Here is a 17,884-nt window from a genome sequence, read left to right as displayed (position 1 = left end):
GAGGATGGCCGCATGTCTGAGATCAAGAGCCCGCTGCCCCGTGAGGTCGCCGACGCCTACGTCGACGAGCTCGTCGCCCTCGACCCGATCACCGGCACGTTCCTCGGCGTGCAGGAGAGTTCGAGCAGGCTGCCCGACACCTCGCCCGCGGGCCAGGAGGCGTCCGCGGAGCTGGCGCGCCGGACGCTGGCCCGGCTGGAGGAGGCCGAGCGGCTGCCCGGCGCCGACAGCGAGATCGAACGCCGCTGCGGCCGGCTGCTGCGCGAGCGGCTCAACGCCGAACTCGCGGTGCACGACGCCGAGGAGAGCCTGCGGTCGGTCAGTAACCTGAGCTCCGTCGCCCACGCGGTGCGGCAGGTGTTCACGGTGACGCCGGCGCAGACGGAGGAGGACTGGGCGGCGATCGCGGAGCGGCTGCGCGCGGTCCCGGCCGCGCTGGAGGGGTACCGGGAGTCGCTGGCGCTCGGCCTGGAGCGGAAGCTGTACGGCGGTCCCCGCGCCACGGCCACGTTCGTGGAGCAGCTCGGCGAGTGGGCCGACGCGGACGGCGCGGGCCACGGCTGGTTCGAGCAGTTCGCGTCGGCGGGCCCCGAGTCCCTGCGGTCCGAGCTGGACACCGCCGCCCGTTCGGCCACCGAGGCCGTCCTGCGGCTGCGCGACTGGATGCGGGACGTGTACGCACCGGCGATCGAGGGCGCGCCGGACGTCGTGGGCCGGGAGCGGTACGCGCGCTGGGTGCGCTACTTCAACGGCACGGATCTCGACCTGGACGAGGCGTACGCCTACGGCTGGTCCGAGTACCACCGCCTCCTCGGCGAGATGAAGGCCGAGGCCGAGAAGATCCTGCCGGGCGCGGCCACGCCGTGGGTGGCGCTGGCGCACCTGGACGAGAACGGCACGCACGTCGAGGGCGTCGACGAGGTCCGCGACTGGCTGCAGTCCCTGATGGACGAGGCGATCGACGCGCTCGACGGCACCCACTTCGACCTGGCCGAGCGGGTGCGCCGGGTGGAGTCGCGCATCGCCCCTCCGGGCAGCGCCGCGGCCCCGTACTACACGCCGCCCTCGGACGACTTCTCGCGGCCGGGCTGCACCTGGCTGCCGACCATGGGCGAGACGCGCTTCCCCCTCTACGACCTGGTGTCGACCTGGTACCACGAGGGCGTCCCCGGCCACCACCTCCAGCTGGCCCAGTGGAAGCACGTGGCGCAGGACCTCTCCCGCTACCAGGCGAGCGTCGGCATGGTGAGCGCCAACGCCGAGGGCTGGGCGCTGTACGCGGAGCGGCTGATGGACGAACTGGGCTTCCTGACGGACCCGGAGCGCCGGCTGGGCTACCTGGACGCGCAGATGATGCGGGCCGTGCGCGTCATCATCGACATCGGCATGCACCTTGAGCTGACGATCCCGGACGACTCGCCCTTCCACCCCGGGGAGCGCTGGACGCCCGCGCTGGCGCAGGAGTTCTTCGGCTCGCACAGCAGCCGCCCCGCGGACTTCGTGGAGAGCGAGCTGACCCGCTATCTGTCCATGCCGGGCCAGGCCATCGGCTACAAGCTCGGCGAGCGGGCCTGGCTGCTGGGCCGGGAGAACGCCCGCGCCCGGCACGGCGACGCCTTCGACCCGAAGGCGTGGCACATGGCGGCCCTCTCCCAGGGCTCGCTGGGCCTGGACGACCTGGTCGACGAGCTGTCGCAGCTGTAGACGCCGCTAGCGGCGGAAGCCGCCCTCGGAGTCGATGACCTGCCCGGTGACCCACTCCGCCTCGTCCGTGGCGAGCCACGCGATGAGGCGGGCCGGGTCGTCGGGCATGCCCCACCGTCCGGCGGGGAAGCACGCTTCGACTGCCTCGTACGCCTCACCGGTCAGGTAATCGGTGTCGACGGGACCGGGGTTGACGGTGTTCACCGTGATCGCGTGCTCGGCGAGTGCCGTCGCCAGGGAGCGGGTGATCGAGGCGAGGGCGCCCTTCTGGAGGGCGTAGGCGATCTCGCCGGGCATACCGCTCGCAATGTCCTGGCCTGACGTCATCATCACGACGCGGCCTCCGGGGCCCGCCGGCCGCAGCCGGGCGTGTGCCTGGACGAGCAACAGGACCGAACGGGTGTCGACCGCCCAGTGCCGGTCGAGCATCGTCGCGTCGATCTCGTCCAGAGACCCGTCGAATCCGCTCTGCGCGTGATTGGCGACGAGGATGTCCAGCCGCCCGCCGAGCGCGTCGGCAGCCCTGCCGATCAGTTCGGCGGGCACGGCCGGATCGGCCAGATCACCGGGCCCGGCGACGACCCGCGCCTCGGGATCACCGAGTGCGTCGCGCACGGACGCCACCACGTCCTCGGTCCGGTCGGCGCCCCAGGGCATGTCGGCGTCGTGCGGCACATGGTGATGCAGATAGACACTCGCCCCGTAGGCGGCGAGCCGCCGGGCCACGGCATGCCCGATCCCACCCCGCCGACTGGCACCGGTCACAAGGGCCGTACGGCCACGCAGGGGGAGGGGGTCACGGCGCAGTTCTTCGGGACTGGGATGAGGAAGTCGCGGCATACGGATCATCGTGGCCGGGCTTCTCGATCGACGCACACGATTTTCGCCCTTTAGGGGCGCGGGGCTGTTCTGATATGCGGCTCGACCGCGTGGGCGCGACCAGCCACAGACAACCCGCACACGCCAACGGCCGGCAACCGCCGGCTACCTCGGCGCCACCAACCGAAGCTGCACCAGACCCAGCCACGTCTCGGGCCCCGGCTGCACCCGAGCCGCCCGCACCGCATAACGCCCTGGCTCCAGAACAACCCGCACACGGTCGCTCCCCGAAGGCTCGCCCCCAGGCCAGGCCGCGTCAAAAAGAAGGACGGCCCCGGGCACGTCCCAGCTGACCTCCGGCTCCCACTCCGCCGAATCGACAGCCACCGGAACACTCGCCAGCAACTCGCCCTCGGAGTTGCCCGCACACCACCGCACGAACACGCCCTGGTCGGGCAGATAGGCGGTCGAGGCCGGCTCGTCACCCAGCACCAGCGCCGTACAGTCGCCGACCGGCAGCAGCCCGACGTGTCCGTCCACCTCACACGCCCGGTCGTAGTCGGACGCCGTCTCCTCACCGTCCGCACCCGCCCAGAACGGCAGAACCGTCTCGGGCACCGCTATCAGCGGTCCGCCGCCCGACTCCACCCACTCCACCGTGCCCGGCTCCGCGTATCGCACCATGAGGCAAGAACCTACAAGGTCAACGCGCCACGCCGTGCCGGGGGTTAGGGCCTTGTCACAAACCCCCCTGAACACCGCGCTGCCGCAGCACCGAACCGGACCGGCCCTTCACGACCTCCAGCTGTGCGTGGACCCGCCGTCGCAGATCGGCCACATGGCTGACGATGCCGACACTGCGGTCGCGTTCGCGCAGGGAGTCGAGGACGTCGAGGACCTCGTCGAGGGTCTGGTCGTCGAGGCTGCCGAAGCCCTCGTCGATGAAGAGGGTGTCCAGCCGCACGCCGCCCGCCTCGTCCGTGACGACGTCCGCGAGGCCGAGGGCGAGGGCGAGCGAGGCGAAGAACGTCTCACCGCCCGACAGGGTCGCCGTGTCCCGCTCGCGGCCGGTCCAGGCGTCGACGACATGCAGTCCGAGTCCGCTGCGCCCGCGCCCGGTGCGGTCGTCGGAGTGGACGAGGGTGTAGCGGCCGGAGGACATGCGCCGCAGCCGTACGGTCGCGGCGGCGGCGACCTGTTCCAGCCGGGCCGCGAGGACGTACGACTCCAGGCGCATCCGGCGTTCGTTGTCGGCCGAGGTGCCGGCGGTGAGACCGGCCATGCGGGCGACCCGCTCGTACTCCTCGCGCAGCGGTGCCAGTCGGTGCACGGAGGCGGTCGCCCGGGTGGACAGCCGGTCGAGTTCGGCGCACCGCCGGGCGGCGGCGTCCTGTGCGGAGGCGGCGTCGCGGGTCCGCCGGTCCGCGGCGGAGGCGGCCCGCTCCGCGCTCTCCAGGTCGGCGGGTTGCTGCCGGGCGGCGGCCGCGGTGTCGGCCTCGGCGAGGACGGCGCGTGCGGCACTCTCCTCGGTCTGCCAGGCGTCCAGCCGCCGTTGCAGCTCACGGTGGACGGCGTCGTCGAGGAGGGCGTCGGCCGCGGACTGCGGGGTCTCGAAGCCGGCGCGAAAGGCGGCGTCGGCGAGCCGGGCGTCGGCGTCCTTGAGCCGCTGGGCGGTGTCCTCGGCGGCGCGGGCGGTGTCTGCGGCGTCCGTGAGCAGCGCGGTCCGCCGCTCCAGCTGCGCGGCCCGCGCGGCGACGCTGTCCAAGGTGCCCCTCGCCCGGTCCAGTTCCTCCTCCAGGCCGGCCCGTTCCCGGTCCAGCCGCTCCCGGTGTCCGACCCGGGCGGCGGTCCGCACGGCGGCCTCCTGCCGGGCGGCGACGCGCCGTTCCTGCTCGTGCCCGGCCTGCCGCAGCCGTTCCCGCGCGGAGTGCAGCTCGGCGGCGCCGCGGCGGGCCTGCTCGTACTGCTCCTCCAGCTCATCGGCCTCGTCGGAGAGTTGCCCGGTGGGGGTGTCACCGGCCTCGGCGGTGGCCGCCGCCAGCGCCTCCCGTACGTCGCCCAGCCGCCGTTCGTCCGCGGTGCGCTGTTCGTCGGCGCGCTGGTAGACGGCCAGGGCGTCTTCCTCGGCCTCGCGGTCGACGTGCCCGGCGACCTTGCGGGCGGGGGCGGGGTGTTCGGTGGCCCCGCAGACGGCGCAGGGCTCGCCTTCGGTGAGGTGCGCGGCCAGTTCGGCGGCGATGCCGGTCAGGCGCTGCTCCTTGAGGTCGAGCCAGTGCTGCTTGGCCCGCAGCATCCGCTCCTGTGCGTCCCGGGCCCGGACGACGGCCTCGTCGGTGTCCTGGGTGAGCCGGTCGCGCCGCCGGGCCGCCGCCAGCCGCTGCCGCGCGGGTTCGCGTCGTACGGCGAGCTGTTCGGCGAGGGAGGCGGCCTGCTGCGCGGAGTCCACCCGGGCCTGGAGACCGGCGCGGGTCTCCTCCCAGCCGTCGAGCCAGTCCTCGGCCTCCCGCAGGACGTCCGCGTCGGCGCGCTCCTGGCGGTCCAGGCCGGAGCGTTCGTCGAGGAGTTCGACCAGCCGGCGCTCGGCGCGGCGGGCCGAGTCCAGCCCGCCCAGTTCCTCGGCGGCCCGGCGCGCGGCCGTGGCGAGTCCGGCCGCGCCCGCGTCGGCGAAGCACTCGGGCAGCAGGGCTCGCGCGCGTGCCTCGGCTGTGGCGGCCCGCCGGTGTTCGGCGTCGGCGGACTCCCGCAGATCCAGGGCGGGCGCGACCCTCTCGGCCTTGCGGGCCCGCTCCATGCGCGCCTGCGCCTCCCGGTATGCCTCGGCGCCCTCCTCCAGGCGCGCCATCCGCTCCCGCGCCTCGGCGAACCGCCGCTGGAGCCGGGAGAGTTCGCGTACGTCGTCGAGGGCGCGGCCGGCGGCGGCCCGCGCGGACTCGGCGGCGGTGAGGGTGCAGTCGGCGACGGTGAGCTGTTCCCGGGCGGTGGCACGGGCGACGGCGGCGGCGCCCAGCACGGCCTCGGCCAGCCCGGGTTCGCCAGGGTCCAGGTCCGGCAGCTCCATGGCGTCGCCCGCGGCCTGCTGCATGCGGTGGGCGTCGGCCAGCAGCGCGGCGTCCCCGTCCCGCACCTGGGCCTCGGTGGCCCGGCGCCGCTCGGCGAGGCGCTTCTCGACGTCGGCGAAGCGCCGGGTGTCGAACAGGCGGCCGAGCAGCTTGCCCCGGGCCTCGGCGTCGGCGCGCAGGAACCGGGCGAAGTCGCCCTGGGGCAACAGCACGACCTGGCAGAACTGCTCCCGGCTCATGCCGAGCAGCTGGGTGACCTCCTCGCCGATCTCCTGGTGGGAGCGGCTGAGGTCCTTCCAGGCCGCGGCCGTCGCGTCGTACTCGCGGAGCCAGGTCTGGGCCTTGTCGAGTGTCGTGCCGGTGCCGCGCTTCTTGGGGCGCTCCCAGGGCGGCTGGCGGGTGACCTCCAACCGGCGTCCGGCGACGGTGAGTTCGAGGGCGACCTCGGTGCGGGTCGCGGCTGCGGCGTGGTCGCTGCGCAGGGTCGCGCCCTGTCCGCCGCCCTGCCGGGCGCCGGGCACCGAGCCGTACAGGGCGTAGCACACGGCGTCGAGGACGGACGTCTTGCCCGCGCCGGTCGGTCCGTGCAGCAGGAACAGCCCGGCCGTGGACAGCTCGTCGAAGTCGACGGTCTGGGTGCCTCCGAAGGGGCCGAAGGCGGTGACCGTGAGCCGGTGCAGCCTCACCGGGCCACCTCCCGTACGGTCTCGTCGGCCCGGACCGCGTCGAACGCGTCCCGCAGCACGCCCTGTTCGTGGGCGTCGGGTCCGGCGCCGCGCACATGGGCGACGAAGTCCTCCGCGATCTGCTGGTCGCTGCGGCCGGCGAGGCGCCGGGCGTACGACACGTCGGGGTCGTCCTCGGTGCGGTCGGGATCGAAGACGAGGCTGAGGGTATGCGGGAAGCGCTCGGTGAGCCGGGCCATCGGGTCGGCCGGGCGGACCGGGTCGGTGAGTGTCGCCTCGACCCACGACTCCTCGTGCCGTGCCTGCTCCGGGTCGGCGAGCAGGTCCTCCAGCGTGCCCCGGATCCGGGCGAGGGAGCGCGGCACGGGGCAGTCGACCCGCTCTGCGCCGACCGACCCGTCGGCGTCCAGGTCGACGAGCCACATGCTCTTGCGGTGCCGGGCCTCGGAGAAGGAGTAGGGCAGCGGGGAACCGGAGTAGCGGACGCGGTCGGTGAGGGTCTGGCAGCCGTGCAGATGCCCGAGGGCCACGTAGTCGACGCCGTCGAAGACGCCGGCGGGTACGGCGGCGACGCCGCCGACGGTGATGTCCCGTTCGCTGTCGCTGGGCTCGCCGCCGGTGACGAAGGCGTGCGCGAGGACGACGGAGCGGGTGCCGGGCGCGCGGGTGGCGAGGTCGGCGCGGACCCGGTCCATGGCGGCGGCGAGCACGGCCTCGTGCCCGGCCTTCTCCACGCCGAACTCGTCCTTCACCAGGGCCGGTTCGAGATACGGCAGCCCGTAGAAGGCGACCTCCCCGTGGGCGTCGGCCAGCACCACCGGGGTACCGGCCGCCGACGGCTCGGTCCGCAGATGGATGCCGGCCCGCCCGATCAGGCCCGCGCCGACCCCCAGACGGCGGGCCGAGTCGTGGTTCCCGGAGATCATCACGGTCGGCACGCCGAGGTCGGCGAGCCGGTGCAGGGCGTCGTCGAACAGCTCGACCGCGGCGAGCGGCGGCACCGCCCGGTCGTAGACGTCCCCGGACACGACCACCGCGTCCACGGACCGCTCCCGCACGGCCTCGACGAGCCGGCCGATGAAATCGGCCTGGGCCCCGAGCATGTTCACCCGGTGGAACGACCGGCCGAGGTGCCAGTCGGATGTGTGCAGCAGTCTCACGACACCGCTCCGACCCGCATGCCTCTCCCCGCCACCGCTCCACGACCAGCGCGAGCCAGGACGGCTCACTGTCAGACCCACCACGCTAACGCGTGCGGACCCCTGCTCCACCACGAACCTCGGACTGCCCCTGCCTTCTACGGCGATTCAGTGGACATATCCGCATCCATGCCGCCGTGCCGTCATTCCGGCGCGATGTCGTACTCGCGCATCCACCGGTCGAGGTACAGAGCGGTCTCCAGCCCGTTGCGGTGCAGCTGTGTGTCGAAGTGGCCCAGGGGGAGGTCGAGCATGCGGCCGAGCTGCCCGGCGTCGACGATGTCGAAGGCGGGCGAGGAGCGGTCGGCGAGGAGCGCCTGGGTCCGGGCCCGCAGGTCCTTCTCGTAGAGCTGGTCGGCGGTGGTCGGGTAGGGGCTCTTCCGCCGCTCCAGCACGGACCTGGGCACGATGTCCCGGGTGGCCCGCTTGAGGAGGCCCTTGGGGTCGCCGTCCGGTGTCTTGAGGTCCCAGGGCGTGTTGTGCACGTACTCGACGAGCCGGTGGTCGCAGAAGGGCACACGCACCTCCAGACCGGCGGCCATGCTGAGCCGGTCCTTGCGGTCGAGCAGCGCGGGCAGCCAGCGGGTGAGGTGCAGGTGGCTTATCTCACGCGTGCGGCGTTCCGACGGGGAGTCGCCGGGCAGGTGCTCGACCTCCCCGAGGGCCTCCTGGTAGCGGTCGGCGCGGTACTGCTCGAAGCGGGTGGCCGCCCGGAAGGCCGGGGAGAGCAGTTCGGGTGTGATCAGCTGCATACGGCTGAGCCAGGGGAACGCCGCCGCCTCGATGACGGCCGGGTCGTGGAACCACGCGTAGCCGCCGAAGACCTCGTCGGCCGACTCCCCGGACAGGGCGACGGTGGAGTGCTCGCGTATCCCCCGGAAGAGCAGGTGCAGTGAGGTGTCCACGTCGCCGAAGGTGTACGGCAGGTCATGGGCGCGCAGCACGGCGTCGCGGTGGGCGTCCCGGGTGAGCTCGTCGGCGGATAGTTCGATGAGCCGGTGGTCGGTGCCGATGTGGCGTGCGGCTTCGAGGGCGTAGGGGGAGTCGCGCTCCGGCCGGAAGGCGCTGGCCTTGAAGTCGGCTTCGCTGCCGGTGAAGTCCACCGCGAAGGACCGCACGGGCGGTTCACCGGCGCGGGCCTGGACCCGGGCGGCCAGCGCGGTCAGCACCGTGGAGTCCAGTCCACCGGAGAGCAGGGTGCACAGCGGGACGTCGGTGACCATCTGGCGGGACACGGTGTCCTCCAGCAGGTCCCGCACGGTGTCCGCCGCGGTGCCGAGGTCGTCCTCGTGCGGCTGCCGCCCCAGACTCCAGTACCGCTCGGTCCGCAGCCCGTCGCGGTCGTGGACGGCGACGCAGCCCGGCGGCACTTCCTCGATGTCCCGGTAGGGGGTGACGCCCGGCGACTTCATCAGGCCGAGGAGGTCGGCGAGTCCCTGGCTGTCGAGCCGGGCGCGGAAGCGCGGGTGGGCGAGGATCGCCTTCGGTTCGGAGCCGAACAGCACACCGTCCCCGAGCCGTGCGACGTAGAGGGGCTTGATGCCGAGACGGTCGCGCACCAGGAGGAGACGCTCCTCGCGCTCGTCCCACAGGGCGAAGGCGAACATGCCGTTGAGGCGCCTGACGAAGTCCTGGCCCCACTGGAGGTAGGCGCGCAGGACGACTTCGGTGTCCGAGCGGGTGCGGAAGGTGTGGCCGAACCCACGGAGTTCCTCGCGGAGTTCGCGGAAGTTGTACACCTCGCCGCTGTAACTGAGCACCACGGCCGGCCTGTCCCCGGCGGGCCGGTCCGGCTCGGGCGCCGCCATGGGCTGCCTGCCGCCTTCCAGGTCGATGATCGCCAGCCGGCGATGTCCGAGGACCGCGTGCGTGCCGACGTGGATTCCGGCGGCGTCCGGCCCTCGGCAGGCCATGGTCCGCACCATCCGCTCGACGCCGTCCACCTCCCGTGTGAGGTCGAGTCCTACGTCGGCCCAGCCTGCGATTCCGCACATGAGAAAGCTCCAACCGGATTCGGATGAGGGTTGCGGACTGCCGGGTAAAACGGCGTGCGATATGCGCTCCAACAGGGCACGAAACCCGCTGTTGGGACTCGATTAACCGCAGCTTCAAAATGACGCCGGTTTCCCCTCGACGCTCGTCGAGACTAGGCCGGAAAACCAACTCGGGCAACGTACTGAGTAGTAGGCACTTTACAGCGCCACCGGGGTCGTCGATTTTCGGTCGCACAGGGCGAGTTGAGCCCACCGGGGGCGGTTGCACGGTTCACCTTTAGTGCTATACGTTCGCTGTGGGTCGGGCTCCTGACCCCTGCGCCACGCCTTGAGCTGTGGCTTCCCGACCCTCGCAGGGCGGCCCGTCGAGACCGACGTCACGGGCGCGTACAGCCCTTCCTTCTTCCCGGCTGTGCGCAAGCGACAAGCGATAATTGAGCGAGGTTCGTGTGATCCTGCACACCGACAAACGCCAGACAATACTTCGTGAGGCACAGGCCGAGATAAGGGAGAATCAAGGCCGCATCCCGGCCGAGAACTTCTACACGGGAAAGCTCTCCGCGGCCTGGCGACGCGCGCGCGGAACAAGGGCCTACGGTGCAGGTGAGAGCCGTGACGATATCGGGGAGTTCTCCCTCGACCGTTTCCGGGAGCTGCCCGTGACGCCGCGTGAGTCACTCAAGGCGCGGCCCCTGGACTTCGCGGCCGTATCGCCGACCGAGGCCTCGAAGTATTACGAGACCACCGGCACCACGGGGCAGCCCACGCCCACCCCGCGCCGGGCCGAGGACACCATCTGGAACACCGTCTCGGTGGCCGAGGCGTGGCGCCCGCTGCTCGGCTCCGACGAGCGCGTGGTGATCCTGCTGCCGTCCGACATCGTGCCGGTGGCGGATCTGGTCGCCGGGGTCTGCGAGTACCTCGACCACGCGCACATCCGGGCCTATCCGTTCGCCACGGGCATCTCCGGCTGGGACCGGCTGGAGTCGATGTGGCGGACCTACCGCCCCACCACGGTGTTCGTCGCCCCGGGCGTGGCCCTGCAGTTCACCCGGCTGCTGGCGCAGCGCGGGCAGCTGGACGAGCTCAACTCCTCGGTCGAGCGGCTGATGCTGCTCGGCGAGGTCAACACCGCTCCCTTCCGCGCCCGGCTGGGCCGGTGGTGGAACGCCGACGTCTACGACGCCAGTTACGGCAGCACGGAGACCGGCACGCTGGCCGCCGCCTGCGCGCACGGCCGCCAGCACCTGCTGCCTGCCGCCACCTACTTCGAGCTGGCCACCCCCGAGGGCGTCGTCCCGCTGCACGACCGGGGCGGCCACGAGCGGGGACGGCTCGTCGTCACCCCGCTCAACGCGCACGCCAGGCCGCTGCTGCGGCTCGACACCGGCGACGAGGTGTCCGTCGAGGCGGACTGCCCGTGCGGCAGCGCGGCGCCCGCGATCACCGTCCAGGGACGCTCGAGCGACGGCCTGCGCGTGCGCGGCACGCCCCTGTCGGTACGCGCCGTCGAGGAGGTCGTCTACGGCGTCACCGACGCCACCGGCTACCTGCTGGAGGTGGACAGCGAGGGCACCTACGCCCGGCTGCTCCTGGAGCGCGGCATCGGCGCCGGCCGGGACGGCGAGCCCGAGGAGTGCCGGCGCGTCCAGGCCAGGTCCGAGGAACTGCTGGGGCTGCGCTGGGACGGGGTGGTGTTCGTCAACTCCCTGCCCGCCAACACCAAGAGCGGCGCCTCGCAGAAGAGCTGGAAGCGGTCCAACATCCGGGAAGTGGAGGTCGCGCGATGACCGCCACCGTGACGACGACCGCCCCCCGCGCGCCCCAGGGCCGGGGTGTGTCCGGCGGCGAACCCGACCTGTGGTGCACCTATGCCGCCGTGCGGACGCTGGCCTGGCTGGACCGCACGGACACGGTCACCGACCCGGACGGCACGGCCGCCTATCTGACCGGGCGGCGCAACGCCGACGGCGGTTACGCCTGGAGCCGGGGCATGCTCTCCGACGCCTGGGCCACCTTCTACTGCACCCAGGCGCTGCGCGACATGGGCCGCCAGGTGCCCGGCACCGAGGCCACCGCCCGCTGGCTGGAGCGCACCTGGTCCGGCGACGCCTACGCGATGCTCCCGGGGCAGGCCCCGGACGTGTGGGCCACCCACTTCTCCGCCCGCACGGCTGTCGAGCTGTGCGGCGGCCCGGTGCCCGACCGCGCCCGGCTGCTGGACTGGCTGAGCCGGCTCCAGTGCGACGGGGGCGGACTGAGCTGGTCCCCCGAGGACGCCCGGCGCGGCAAGGCCGACGTACGGGCCTGCTACTACGGGGTGATGGCCTGGCGGGCCGCCACGGACGACGGCGCCTCGGGCGAACCGCCGTGGGACGTGGAGGCGCTCACCGACTGGCTGCGCGACCGCCAGGGCGAGGAGGGCGGCTTCCGGTTCGCGCCCGCCGCCGAGGTGCCCTGCCTGTGGGCCACGTACCGGGCCGTGGGCGCGCTCGCGGCGCTCGGCCGGACGCCTCGTGATCCCGACGGCTGCCAGGAGTGGGTCATGCGCCGGCGCGGGTCCTCCGGCGCCTTCGTCCGCTGGGACGGGTACGACGTCGAGGACGTGTGGGCCTCCTTCTGTGCCGTGGGCACGCTCAAGGCGCTCGGCGCTCCCCTCTCCCCCGTCGCCGACGCCGTCACGGCCCGTATCGCCGAACTGGGCTGCCCCGGGGGCGGCTACACCTACCGGGAACCCGGGGTCGCGGCGGACGCCCTGTCCACGGCCGCCGCCGTGCTCTCGGCCGGACCCGCGGCCCCGCGCCCCGACGAGGTGCGCTGGCTGGAGGGCTGCCAACTGCCCAACGAGGGCGGCGTGATGTACATGCCGGGCCGGGGCAGCGAGGTGCGCTGCACCCTGTGGGCCCTCGCGGCCGGAGCGTTCGCCGAGGACTGGGCGGCCCGGCACCGGATCGCCGACTGGCTGGCCGAACTCCAGAACGCCGACGGCGGGTTCGGCTACTGGGAGGGACGCGGGTCCGACCTGGTGTCCACGGCCGCCGCGGTGGAGACGGCGGCCCTGCTCGGCGGACCGGACGGGCTCGGCCTCGACCTCGCCGGCGTCCTCGCCTTCGTCGACGCGTGCCGCACCGCCGAGGGCGAGCCGTTCGCGCACGGCAACGTGCCGGGCGCCGAACCGGGCCTGCGCCCGGCCCTTCAGGCCCAGCGCGTCCGGCTGCTCCTCGGCCCCGGCCTCGCCCCGCCCGACGAGGCCCGCGAGGCCGTCGGCGTCCTGCTCGCCCGCCATCGCGTGCGCGGCGGCGGTTACGCGGGCGAGGGCAACCGGGTGCCCGACCTGCTGTCCACCTACGAGGCGGTGCTGGCGGCCGACCGGGCCGGGCTCGCCCTCGACACCGGGCACGTCCGCGCCTTCACCGACCGGGTGCGCGGCGCCGACGGCACCGCGTGGAGCCCGCTGGCCCCCGGCGGCGGAGGGCCGCTCGCCGACTGTCTCGGCACCCTGCTGGCCCGGCGCCTGGCCGCGGACCCCGGCGCGTTGCCGGCCCTCGCCCTGTCCTGAACCGCCGAACGGGAGACCTCGTGCCCACGATCACCATCCGTACCCCCGAACTCCCCGTGCCCCGCCGTCGCGCCGTCGCGCTGCACCTCACCCGCTGGCTCACCGCCCGGGGCGTCCAGGCCGGCCATGTCGTCGTGCGCTTCGAACCCACCGAGGAGAGCACCGTCTTCTCCGGCGGGATGCCGGTCGAGGCCCTGCCGCACGACGGGGACGGCTCCGGCCCGCGCCACGCGTCGGTGACGTGCTGTGTGGGCCCCGACCGCGACGACGCCTTCCGCGACGGGCTCGCCCGTTGCGTCACCGAGGCGCTCGGCGCCGACGCCCGAACCCCCTTCTGCTACCTGGAGTTCCGGCCGACCTCACCCTCAGACGTCTATCTCGGCGCCGGCGAAGGGCTCCGCCGGGCCGACGGCACCGACGTGGGTCCCACCGCGCCCGCCGCCGTCTGACCGCACCGGCGCCCACGCCTCACCACCCCATGTACCACCAGCAAGGAGTACGACCATGACCACGACCATCCCCTCCCCCGAAGCGATCCACGACCGGACCCGTACCGTCCTGGCCACCCGCATCGGCGACGCCTTCACCGACGTGCCCTCCGACGCCGACCTCCAGCAGGCGCTCGGTGAGCGCTACGACAGCCTCACCGCCATGGAGTGCATCTCCGCCGTCGAGAGCGAGTTCGGCATCGAGGTGGACTTCGTCGCCGACGACGTCCGCTTCTGGTTCTCCAGCGTGGAGCGGATGGTGCGCTTCACCCACGAGCGCCTGGAGGACACGGCGGCCCTCGGGCTCGGGAGCTGACCGTGCCGGACATCCCCTTCGCCACCTCCGGCAGCACCGGCCCGCCCGTGACCTGGCTGCGCACCGAGGCCCAGTTACAGGCCGAGGCGGCACTGGTGCACGACGTGGTGCTGGGCTCCGCCCGGTTCGGCCGCATCGTGTCGTACGCGCCTCCCGGCCACCTCTACGGCCGGCTGTACGGACGGGAGCTGCCCCGGCTCGAGGACGTCCCGGTGACCGGTCTGTGGGACGAGCCGCTCACCGTGCCGCCGCTCGACGACGGCGTGCCCACCCTGCTGGTCTGTCTGCCCTCCACCTGGCAGCTGCTCGCCCGGCACACGGCGGCCCTGGCCCGGCACGGGCGGGTGACGGCCCTGCACAGCACCGGCCCGGCCACGCCGGCGGCCCACCAGGTCGCCGAACGCCTCGCGGACACCGGCTTCCGGGCGTACGAGCTGCTCGGCTCCACCGAGACCGGGGCCGTCGCCCACCGCCCCGTCGCCGGTGAGCACACAGGAGGCCTGCCCTGGCGCCTGCTGCCCGACGTGGAGGTGCTGCCGGGCGGTATCGCGGACGGCGACGGCACGGTCCGGCGCCTGAGGGTCACCAGTCCCCGGCTGGCCCGCCGCAGTGGCACCGAAGCGCCCCCGGACGACTGGGAGTTGCCCGATCTCGTCGCGCCGGTGACTCCGCGCACCTTCCACCATGTGGGGCGGGCGTCCCGGCTGGTCAAGGTGAACGGGGTGCGCTGCGACCTGGCCCGCGTGGAGGACCTGGCGCGCGCCGCCTGCCCCGGCCTCGACCTCGTCTGCGCGCCCGTCAGCGACCCGGTCCGGGGAGAGCACTACGAGGTGTTCTACGCCGGGCCCGAAACCGTCGACCCGGCGGACCTGCGCCGGCGGCTGGGCCGGCTCCCCTCGGGGCTGCCCGCGCCGCGCGCCGTGCGTCGCGTACCCCGTATCCCCCGCAGCGCCACCGGCAAGGTCCTCGCCGCCGAACTCACCGCCACCGCACGCCCCGCCCAGGAGGCCGAGCATGTCTGAAGCCCCCACACCGCAGGACGCGATCACCGGCTACGCGCACAAGGCGCGCTGGAACGCCGCGCCCGAGGCGCCGCGGCCGGGCGCACCGATGGCGCTGCCGTTGCAGGAGAGGGTGGCGGCGCGCTCCCGGGGCACGCTGACCGCCGAGGAGTGGCGCACCGCGGAGGCCGACTGGTCGGACCGGGCCGATGCCCGCTACCGGGCGACCGTCCAGCGCGCCCCGCTCGGCACCGACGCCCCGCCGGTGCGCGTGGGGGTGAAGGACACCGTGGACGTGGCCGGCTTTCCCACCCGGCTGGGCCTGCGCGGCCACCGTCACCACGCCCGGCTCTCGAACCCCGCGATCGCCGCCCTGCCGCCCGCACTCGCGGCCGTGACCGCCAAGGTCGTCACCACCGAGCTCAACATCGGGGTGGGCTCGGAGTGCGTCAACCCGTATATTCCGCGGATCGACCCGGGCGGCTCCAGCACCGGTACGGCCGTGTCGGTGGCCGCCGGCATCTGCGACCTCGGCCTCGGCACGGACGTGCTGGGCTCGGTGCGCTGGCCCGCCGGGCAGTGCGGAACGGTGGGACTGCGGATGACGCAGCGCGCCTCCCTGCTGGAGGGGGTCTTCCCGCTCTCCCCGCCCATGGACGCCCTCGGCTGGGTCACCCGGAGCGCGGCGGACCTCGCCTACCTGTGGCCGCTTCTCGGACTCGACCGGCTCGGCGCCCAGCACCCGGCCGGCGAGGGTCCGTACCGGATCGGTGTCGTGGCGAACGCCGAAGGGCCCGAGGGCACCTGTGGGCCCATCATGCGCGGGGCACTGGAGACGGCCTGCGGGCATCTGGAGGCGAGCGGTCAGAAGGTCGGCCCGGTAAGGGTCGACGACCTGTGGGCGCTGCGCGGTCCCGCCTGGGAGCTGTGCGCGCGGCAGGCCTGGGACGCCTACCAGGTGTGGCGGCCCTGGGTGCCCGCCGACCTGCACGAGACCACCCGGGGCGCCCTGGAGGTGGGGGCCAAGGTCCCGGACGAGCGCTACGCCTGGATCCTGGAGCGCCTGGCGCACACCCGCGCCACGGTCGAGGGCGACTTCGACGCCGCGGGCGTCGACGCCTGGCTGCTGCCCCTGGACCCGGCCGCCCCGCCGGACCTGGCCGCCGCCGACGCCCGGGTGTCGACCATCCCGTCCCCCGAGGACCCCGACTACGACCTGCGGGTGGCCTACACACCGCTCGCCAGCTTCGCCGGGCTGCCCGCGCTCACCCTGCCGGTCGCACGGGACGAGCGCGGCGCGCCGCTGTGCGTCCAGCTCATCGCCCGCCGGGACCACGAACCGCTGCTGATCCGGCTGGCCGGGCTGCTGGAGGAGGCGGTCGGCCCGCTCGGCTTCCGGCCGAGCTGAAGGGGCGGGTTCGCACATCCGCCCGCACCAGGACGACGGAAGGCAGTCATGCCCCTCCCCCGCTCATCCGACGACAGCCGATCGCCCGACACCCGGGTGCGTGACCTGCTGGACCGCAGCACCGCCCCACTGGAACCGACGCCCGCCGAGCACTCCCGTATGGCGGCGGCCCGCCGCGCCCTGGCCGGCCTCGACGGCTCCCGGCACGTCTACGGCGTCACCCACGGTTTCGGCCCGCTGGTGGACCATCCCGCCGACCCGGACCCGGCCCGTCAGGGGACCGGCCTCATCTCCCACCTGGCCACCGGGCAGGGGGATCCGCTGCCGCCCGAGGTGACCCGGACCATGGTCTGGCTGCGGCTGCGCGGCATGGCCCTGGGGCACTCCGCCGTCGCGCCGGAGACTTGGCAGCGCCTCGCCGACCTGGTGAACGCGGGCTTCGTCCCCGTGGTGCCGAGCGAGGGCAGCCTGAGCGCGAGCGGCGACCTGGTGCCCCTGGCCCACGCCGCACTGGCGTTCGCAGCGGACGGCGCGGGTCAGGCATGGTGCCGGGGCCCTGAGGGCGAGTGGCGGCGTGCGGACGCGGCGTCCGCGCTGGCCACGCTGGGCCTGCCGCCCGTCGTATGGGAGGCCCGGTCCGCGCTCGCCTTCGTCAACGGCAGCAGCGCCTGCCTGGCCCGCGCCCTGCACACCCACCGGGAACTCGGCGCGCTCACCCGGGCCGCCGCGGTGGTCACCGGCCGTACGGCCGCGCTGCTCGGCGCCTCGGGCGAACCCTACGAGGACGCCCTGCAGCGGGTGCGCAACCAGCCCGGGCAGCGCACGGCCGCAGCGTGGATCCGGGCCGAACGCACCGCGTCCGGCGCCGGGACCGGTACGGCACCCGGCCCGGACCGGCCGCTCCAGGAGCGCTATTCGCTGCGGTGCGCCCCGCAGGTGCTGGGGGCCGTCCTGGACCAACTGGACCTCCAGGGCTCGGTCCTGACCGACGAGGCCGAGGGGTGCAGCGACAACCCCGTGCTCGTCGACGGCACCCTGCTGCACGGCGGCAACTTCCACGCCGCGCCCGTCGCGTTCGTCTCCGAGACGCACGCCTGCGGTGTCCACCAGGTGGCCTACCTGCTGGAGCGGCAGCTCGCCCTGGTGCTGGACCCGGCCGCCAACGGCGGTCTGCCGCCGCTGCTGACGCCACGGCCCGGCGCCGGGAGCGGCTTCGCCGGCGTGCAGATCGCCGCGAGTTCCCATCTGAGCCGGCTGCGTCAGCTGGGCCATCCGGCCTCCCTGACGGCCGTACCGACCAATCTGCACAACCAGGACCAGGTGCCGCTCGCCCTCAACAGCGCCAACGCCGTCGCGCAGATGACCGAACGGGCCTGGTGGATCCTCGGCTCGCTGCTCCTCGCGGTCAACCAGCTCGCCCATCTGACGGGGCACCAGGACCGTGAGGAGGGACGGCTGTGGCGGGAGCTGCGGGAGGAGTTCCCGCCCCTTGACCGGGACCGTCCGCTCGCCGAGGAGATCACCCGGGCGGCCGGGCGGGCCCGGGCCCGTTTCCTGCCGCTCGCCGTCACCGACCCCGACCCGGGCCCCGACGCCACCCCCGCGGACGCGCCTCGCGCCGCGGCGGTGTGACGCCCACTTCCACGGAGGA

The 17,884-nt window shown here is 73.9% G+C and carries 13 protein-coding genes; 8 read left to right on the top strand and 5 right to left on the bottom strand.

Going from position 1 to position 17,884, the window contains the following annotated elements; translation table 11 throughout:
- The first annotated feature begins 12 nt into the window (after nucleotides 1–12).
- Nucleotides 13–1,704 carry a DUF885 domain-containing protein gene (locus ACFT4A_RS00505; protein WP_382824587.1) on the top strand — a complete coding sequence of 564 codons (1,692 nt, stop codon included), beginning with the start codon at nucleotides 13–15 and terminating at the stop codon, nucleotides 1,702–1,704.
- Nucleotides 1,705–1,710: 6 nt separating this feature from the next.
- On the opposite strand, the gene ACFT4A_RS00500 is transcribed toward ACFT4A_RS00505, so the two are convergent.
- The 5 genes from ACFT4A_RS00500 to asnB all read right to left on the bottom strand — a co-directional run bounded on the left by ACFT4A_RS00500 (nucleotide 1,711) and on the right by asnB (nucleotide 9,461).
- Complete coding sequence (locus tag ACFT4A_RS00500) at nucleotides 1,711–2,544, bottom strand: SDR family oxidoreductase (protein ID WP_382824585.1); 834 nt, start codon at nucleotides 2,542–2,544, stop codon at nucleotides 1,711–1,713.
- A 144-nt stretch (nucleotides 2,545–2,688) separates the two neighbouring features.
- Nucleotides 2,689–3,207, bottom strand: coding sequence for an immunity 21 family protein (locus tag ACFT4A_RS00495; protein WP_189724473.1), 519 nt, complete (start codon nucleotides 3,205–3,207; stop codon nucleotides 2,689–2,691).
- Nucleotides 3,208–3,262: 55 nt separating this feature from the next.
- Nucleotides 3,263–6,268, bottom strand: a complete 3,006-nt coding sequence (locus ACFT4A_RS00490; protein ID WP_382824583.1) for an AAA family ATPase — start codon at nucleotides 6,266–6,268, stop codon at nucleotides 3,263–3,265.
- Nucleotides 6,265–7,428 carry an exonuclease SbcCD subunit D gene (locus tag ACFT4A_RS00485; protein WP_382824581.1) on the bottom strand — a complete coding sequence of 388 codons (1,164 nt, stop codon included), beginning with the start codon at nucleotides 7,426–7,428 and terminating at the stop codon, nucleotides 6,265–6,267. The genes ACFT4A_RS00490 and ACFT4A_RS00485 overlap by 4 nt, the downstream gene beginning before the upstream one ends.
- 182 nt (nucleotides 7,429–7,610) lie before the next feature.
- On the bottom strand, nucleotides 7,611–9,461 hold the full coding sequence (gene asnB, locus ACFT4A_RS00480; protein WP_382824579.1) for an asparagine synthase (glutamine-hydrolyzing): 1,851 nt from the start codon (nucleotides 9,459–9,461) through the stop codon (nucleotides 7,611–7,613).
- Between the two features lie 434 nt (nucleotides 9,462–9,895).
- On the opposite strand from asnB, the gene ACFT4A_RS00475 reads away from it, so the two are divergent.
- From ACFT4A_RS00475 to ACFT4A_RS00445, 7 genes are read left to right on the top strand one after another with little or no spacing between them, the layout of a single operon-like run.
- A complete protein-coding gene (locus ACFT4A_RS00475) occupies nucleotides 9,896–11,251 on the top strand; it encodes a phenylacetate--CoA ligase family protein (RefSeq protein ID WP_382824578.1) in 1,356 nt (451 codons plus the stop codon).
- A complete protein-coding gene (locus ACFT4A_RS00470) occupies nucleotides 11,248–13,020 on the top strand; it encodes a prenyltransferase/squalene oxidase repeat-containing protein (protein ID WP_382824576.1) in 1,773 nt (590 codons plus the stop codon). The genes ACFT4A_RS00475 and ACFT4A_RS00470 overlap by 4 nt, the downstream gene beginning before the upstream one ends.
- 20 nt (nucleotides 13,021–13,040) lie before the next feature.
- Complete coding sequence (locus ACFT4A_RS00465; RefSeq protein ID WP_382824574.1) at nucleotides 13,041–13,469, top strand: hypothetical protein; 429 nt, start codon at nucleotides 13,041–13,043, stop codon at nucleotides 13,467–13,469.
- Between the two features lie 55 nt (nucleotides 13,470–13,524).
- On the top strand, nucleotides 13,525–13,824 hold the full coding sequence (locus ACFT4A_RS00460) for an acyl carrier protein (RefSeq protein WP_382824572.1): 300 nt from the start codon (nucleotides 13,525–13,527) through the stop codon (nucleotides 13,822–13,824).
- A gap of 2 nt (nucleotides 13,825–13,826) precedes the next feature.
- Nucleotides 13,827–14,846 (top strand): acyl-CoA synthetase, encoded by a 1,020-nt coding sequence (locus ACFT4A_RS00455; RefSeq protein WP_382824570.1) that lies wholly within the window; start codon nucleotides 13,827–13,829, stop codon nucleotides 14,844–14,846.
- Nucleotides 14,839–16,233 carry an amidase family protein gene (locus tag ACFT4A_RS00450; RefSeq protein ID WP_382824569.1) on the top strand — a complete coding sequence of 465 codons (1,395 nt, stop codon included), beginning with the start codon at nucleotides 14,839–14,841 and terminating at the stop codon, nucleotides 16,231–16,233. The genes ACFT4A_RS00455 and ACFT4A_RS00450 overlap by 8 nt, the downstream gene beginning before the upstream one ends.
- Nucleotides 16,234–16,281: 48 nt before the next feature.
- Nucleotides 16,282–17,865: an aromatic amino acid lyase gene (locus ACFT4A_RS00445; RefSeq protein WP_382824567.1), complete on the top strand. Its 1,584-nt coding sequence runs from the start codon at nucleotides 16,282–16,284 to the stop codon at nucleotides 17,863–17,865.
- Nucleotides 17,866–17,884: the final 19 nt, after the last annotated feature.

The organism is Streptomyces sp. NPDC057099 (assembly GCF_042671245.1).
Taxonomy (GTDB): Bacteria; Actinomycetota; Actinomycetes; order Streptomycetales; family Streptomycetaceae; genus Streptomyces; species Streptomyces purpurascens.
This window is presented reverse-complemented; position numbering and strand designations above follow the sequence as displayed.

Excerpts from the sequence above, each read along its gene's own strand:
- ACFT4A_RS00450 (WP_382824569.1), top strand. The coding sequence starts at position 14,839 with ATGTCTGAAGCCCCCACACCGCAGGACGCGATCACCGGCTACGCGCAC.
- ACFT4A_RS00495 (WP_189724473.1), bottom strand. The coding sequence starts at position 3,207 with ATGGTGCGATACGCGGAGCCGGGCACGGTGGAGTGGGTGGAGTCGGGC.
- ACFT4A_RS00445 (WP_382824567.1), top strand. The coding sequence starts at position 16,282 with ATGCCCCTCCCCCGCTCATCCGACGACAGCCGATCGCCCGACACCCGG.
- ACFT4A_RS00460 (WP_382824572.1), top strand. The coding sequence starts at position 13,525 with ATGACCACGACCATCCCCTCCCCCGAAGCGATCCACGACCGGACCCGT.
- ACFT4A_RS00470 (WP_382824576.1), top strand. The coding sequence starts at position 11,248 with ATGACCGCCACCGTGACGACGACCGCCCCCCGCGCGCCCCAGGGCCGG.
- ACFT4A_RS00505 (WP_382824587.1), top strand. The coding sequence starts at position 13 with ATGTCTGAGATCAAGAGCCCGCTGCCCCGTGAGGTCGCCGACGCCTAC.
- ACFT4A_RS00500 (WP_382824585.1), bottom strand. The coding sequence starts at position 2,544 with ATGCCGCGACTTCCTCATCCCAGTCCCGAAGAACTGCGCCGTGACCCC.
- asnB (WP_382824579.1), bottom strand. The coding sequence starts at position 9,461 with ATGTGCGGAATCGCAGGCTGGGCCGACGTAGGACTCGACCTCACACGG.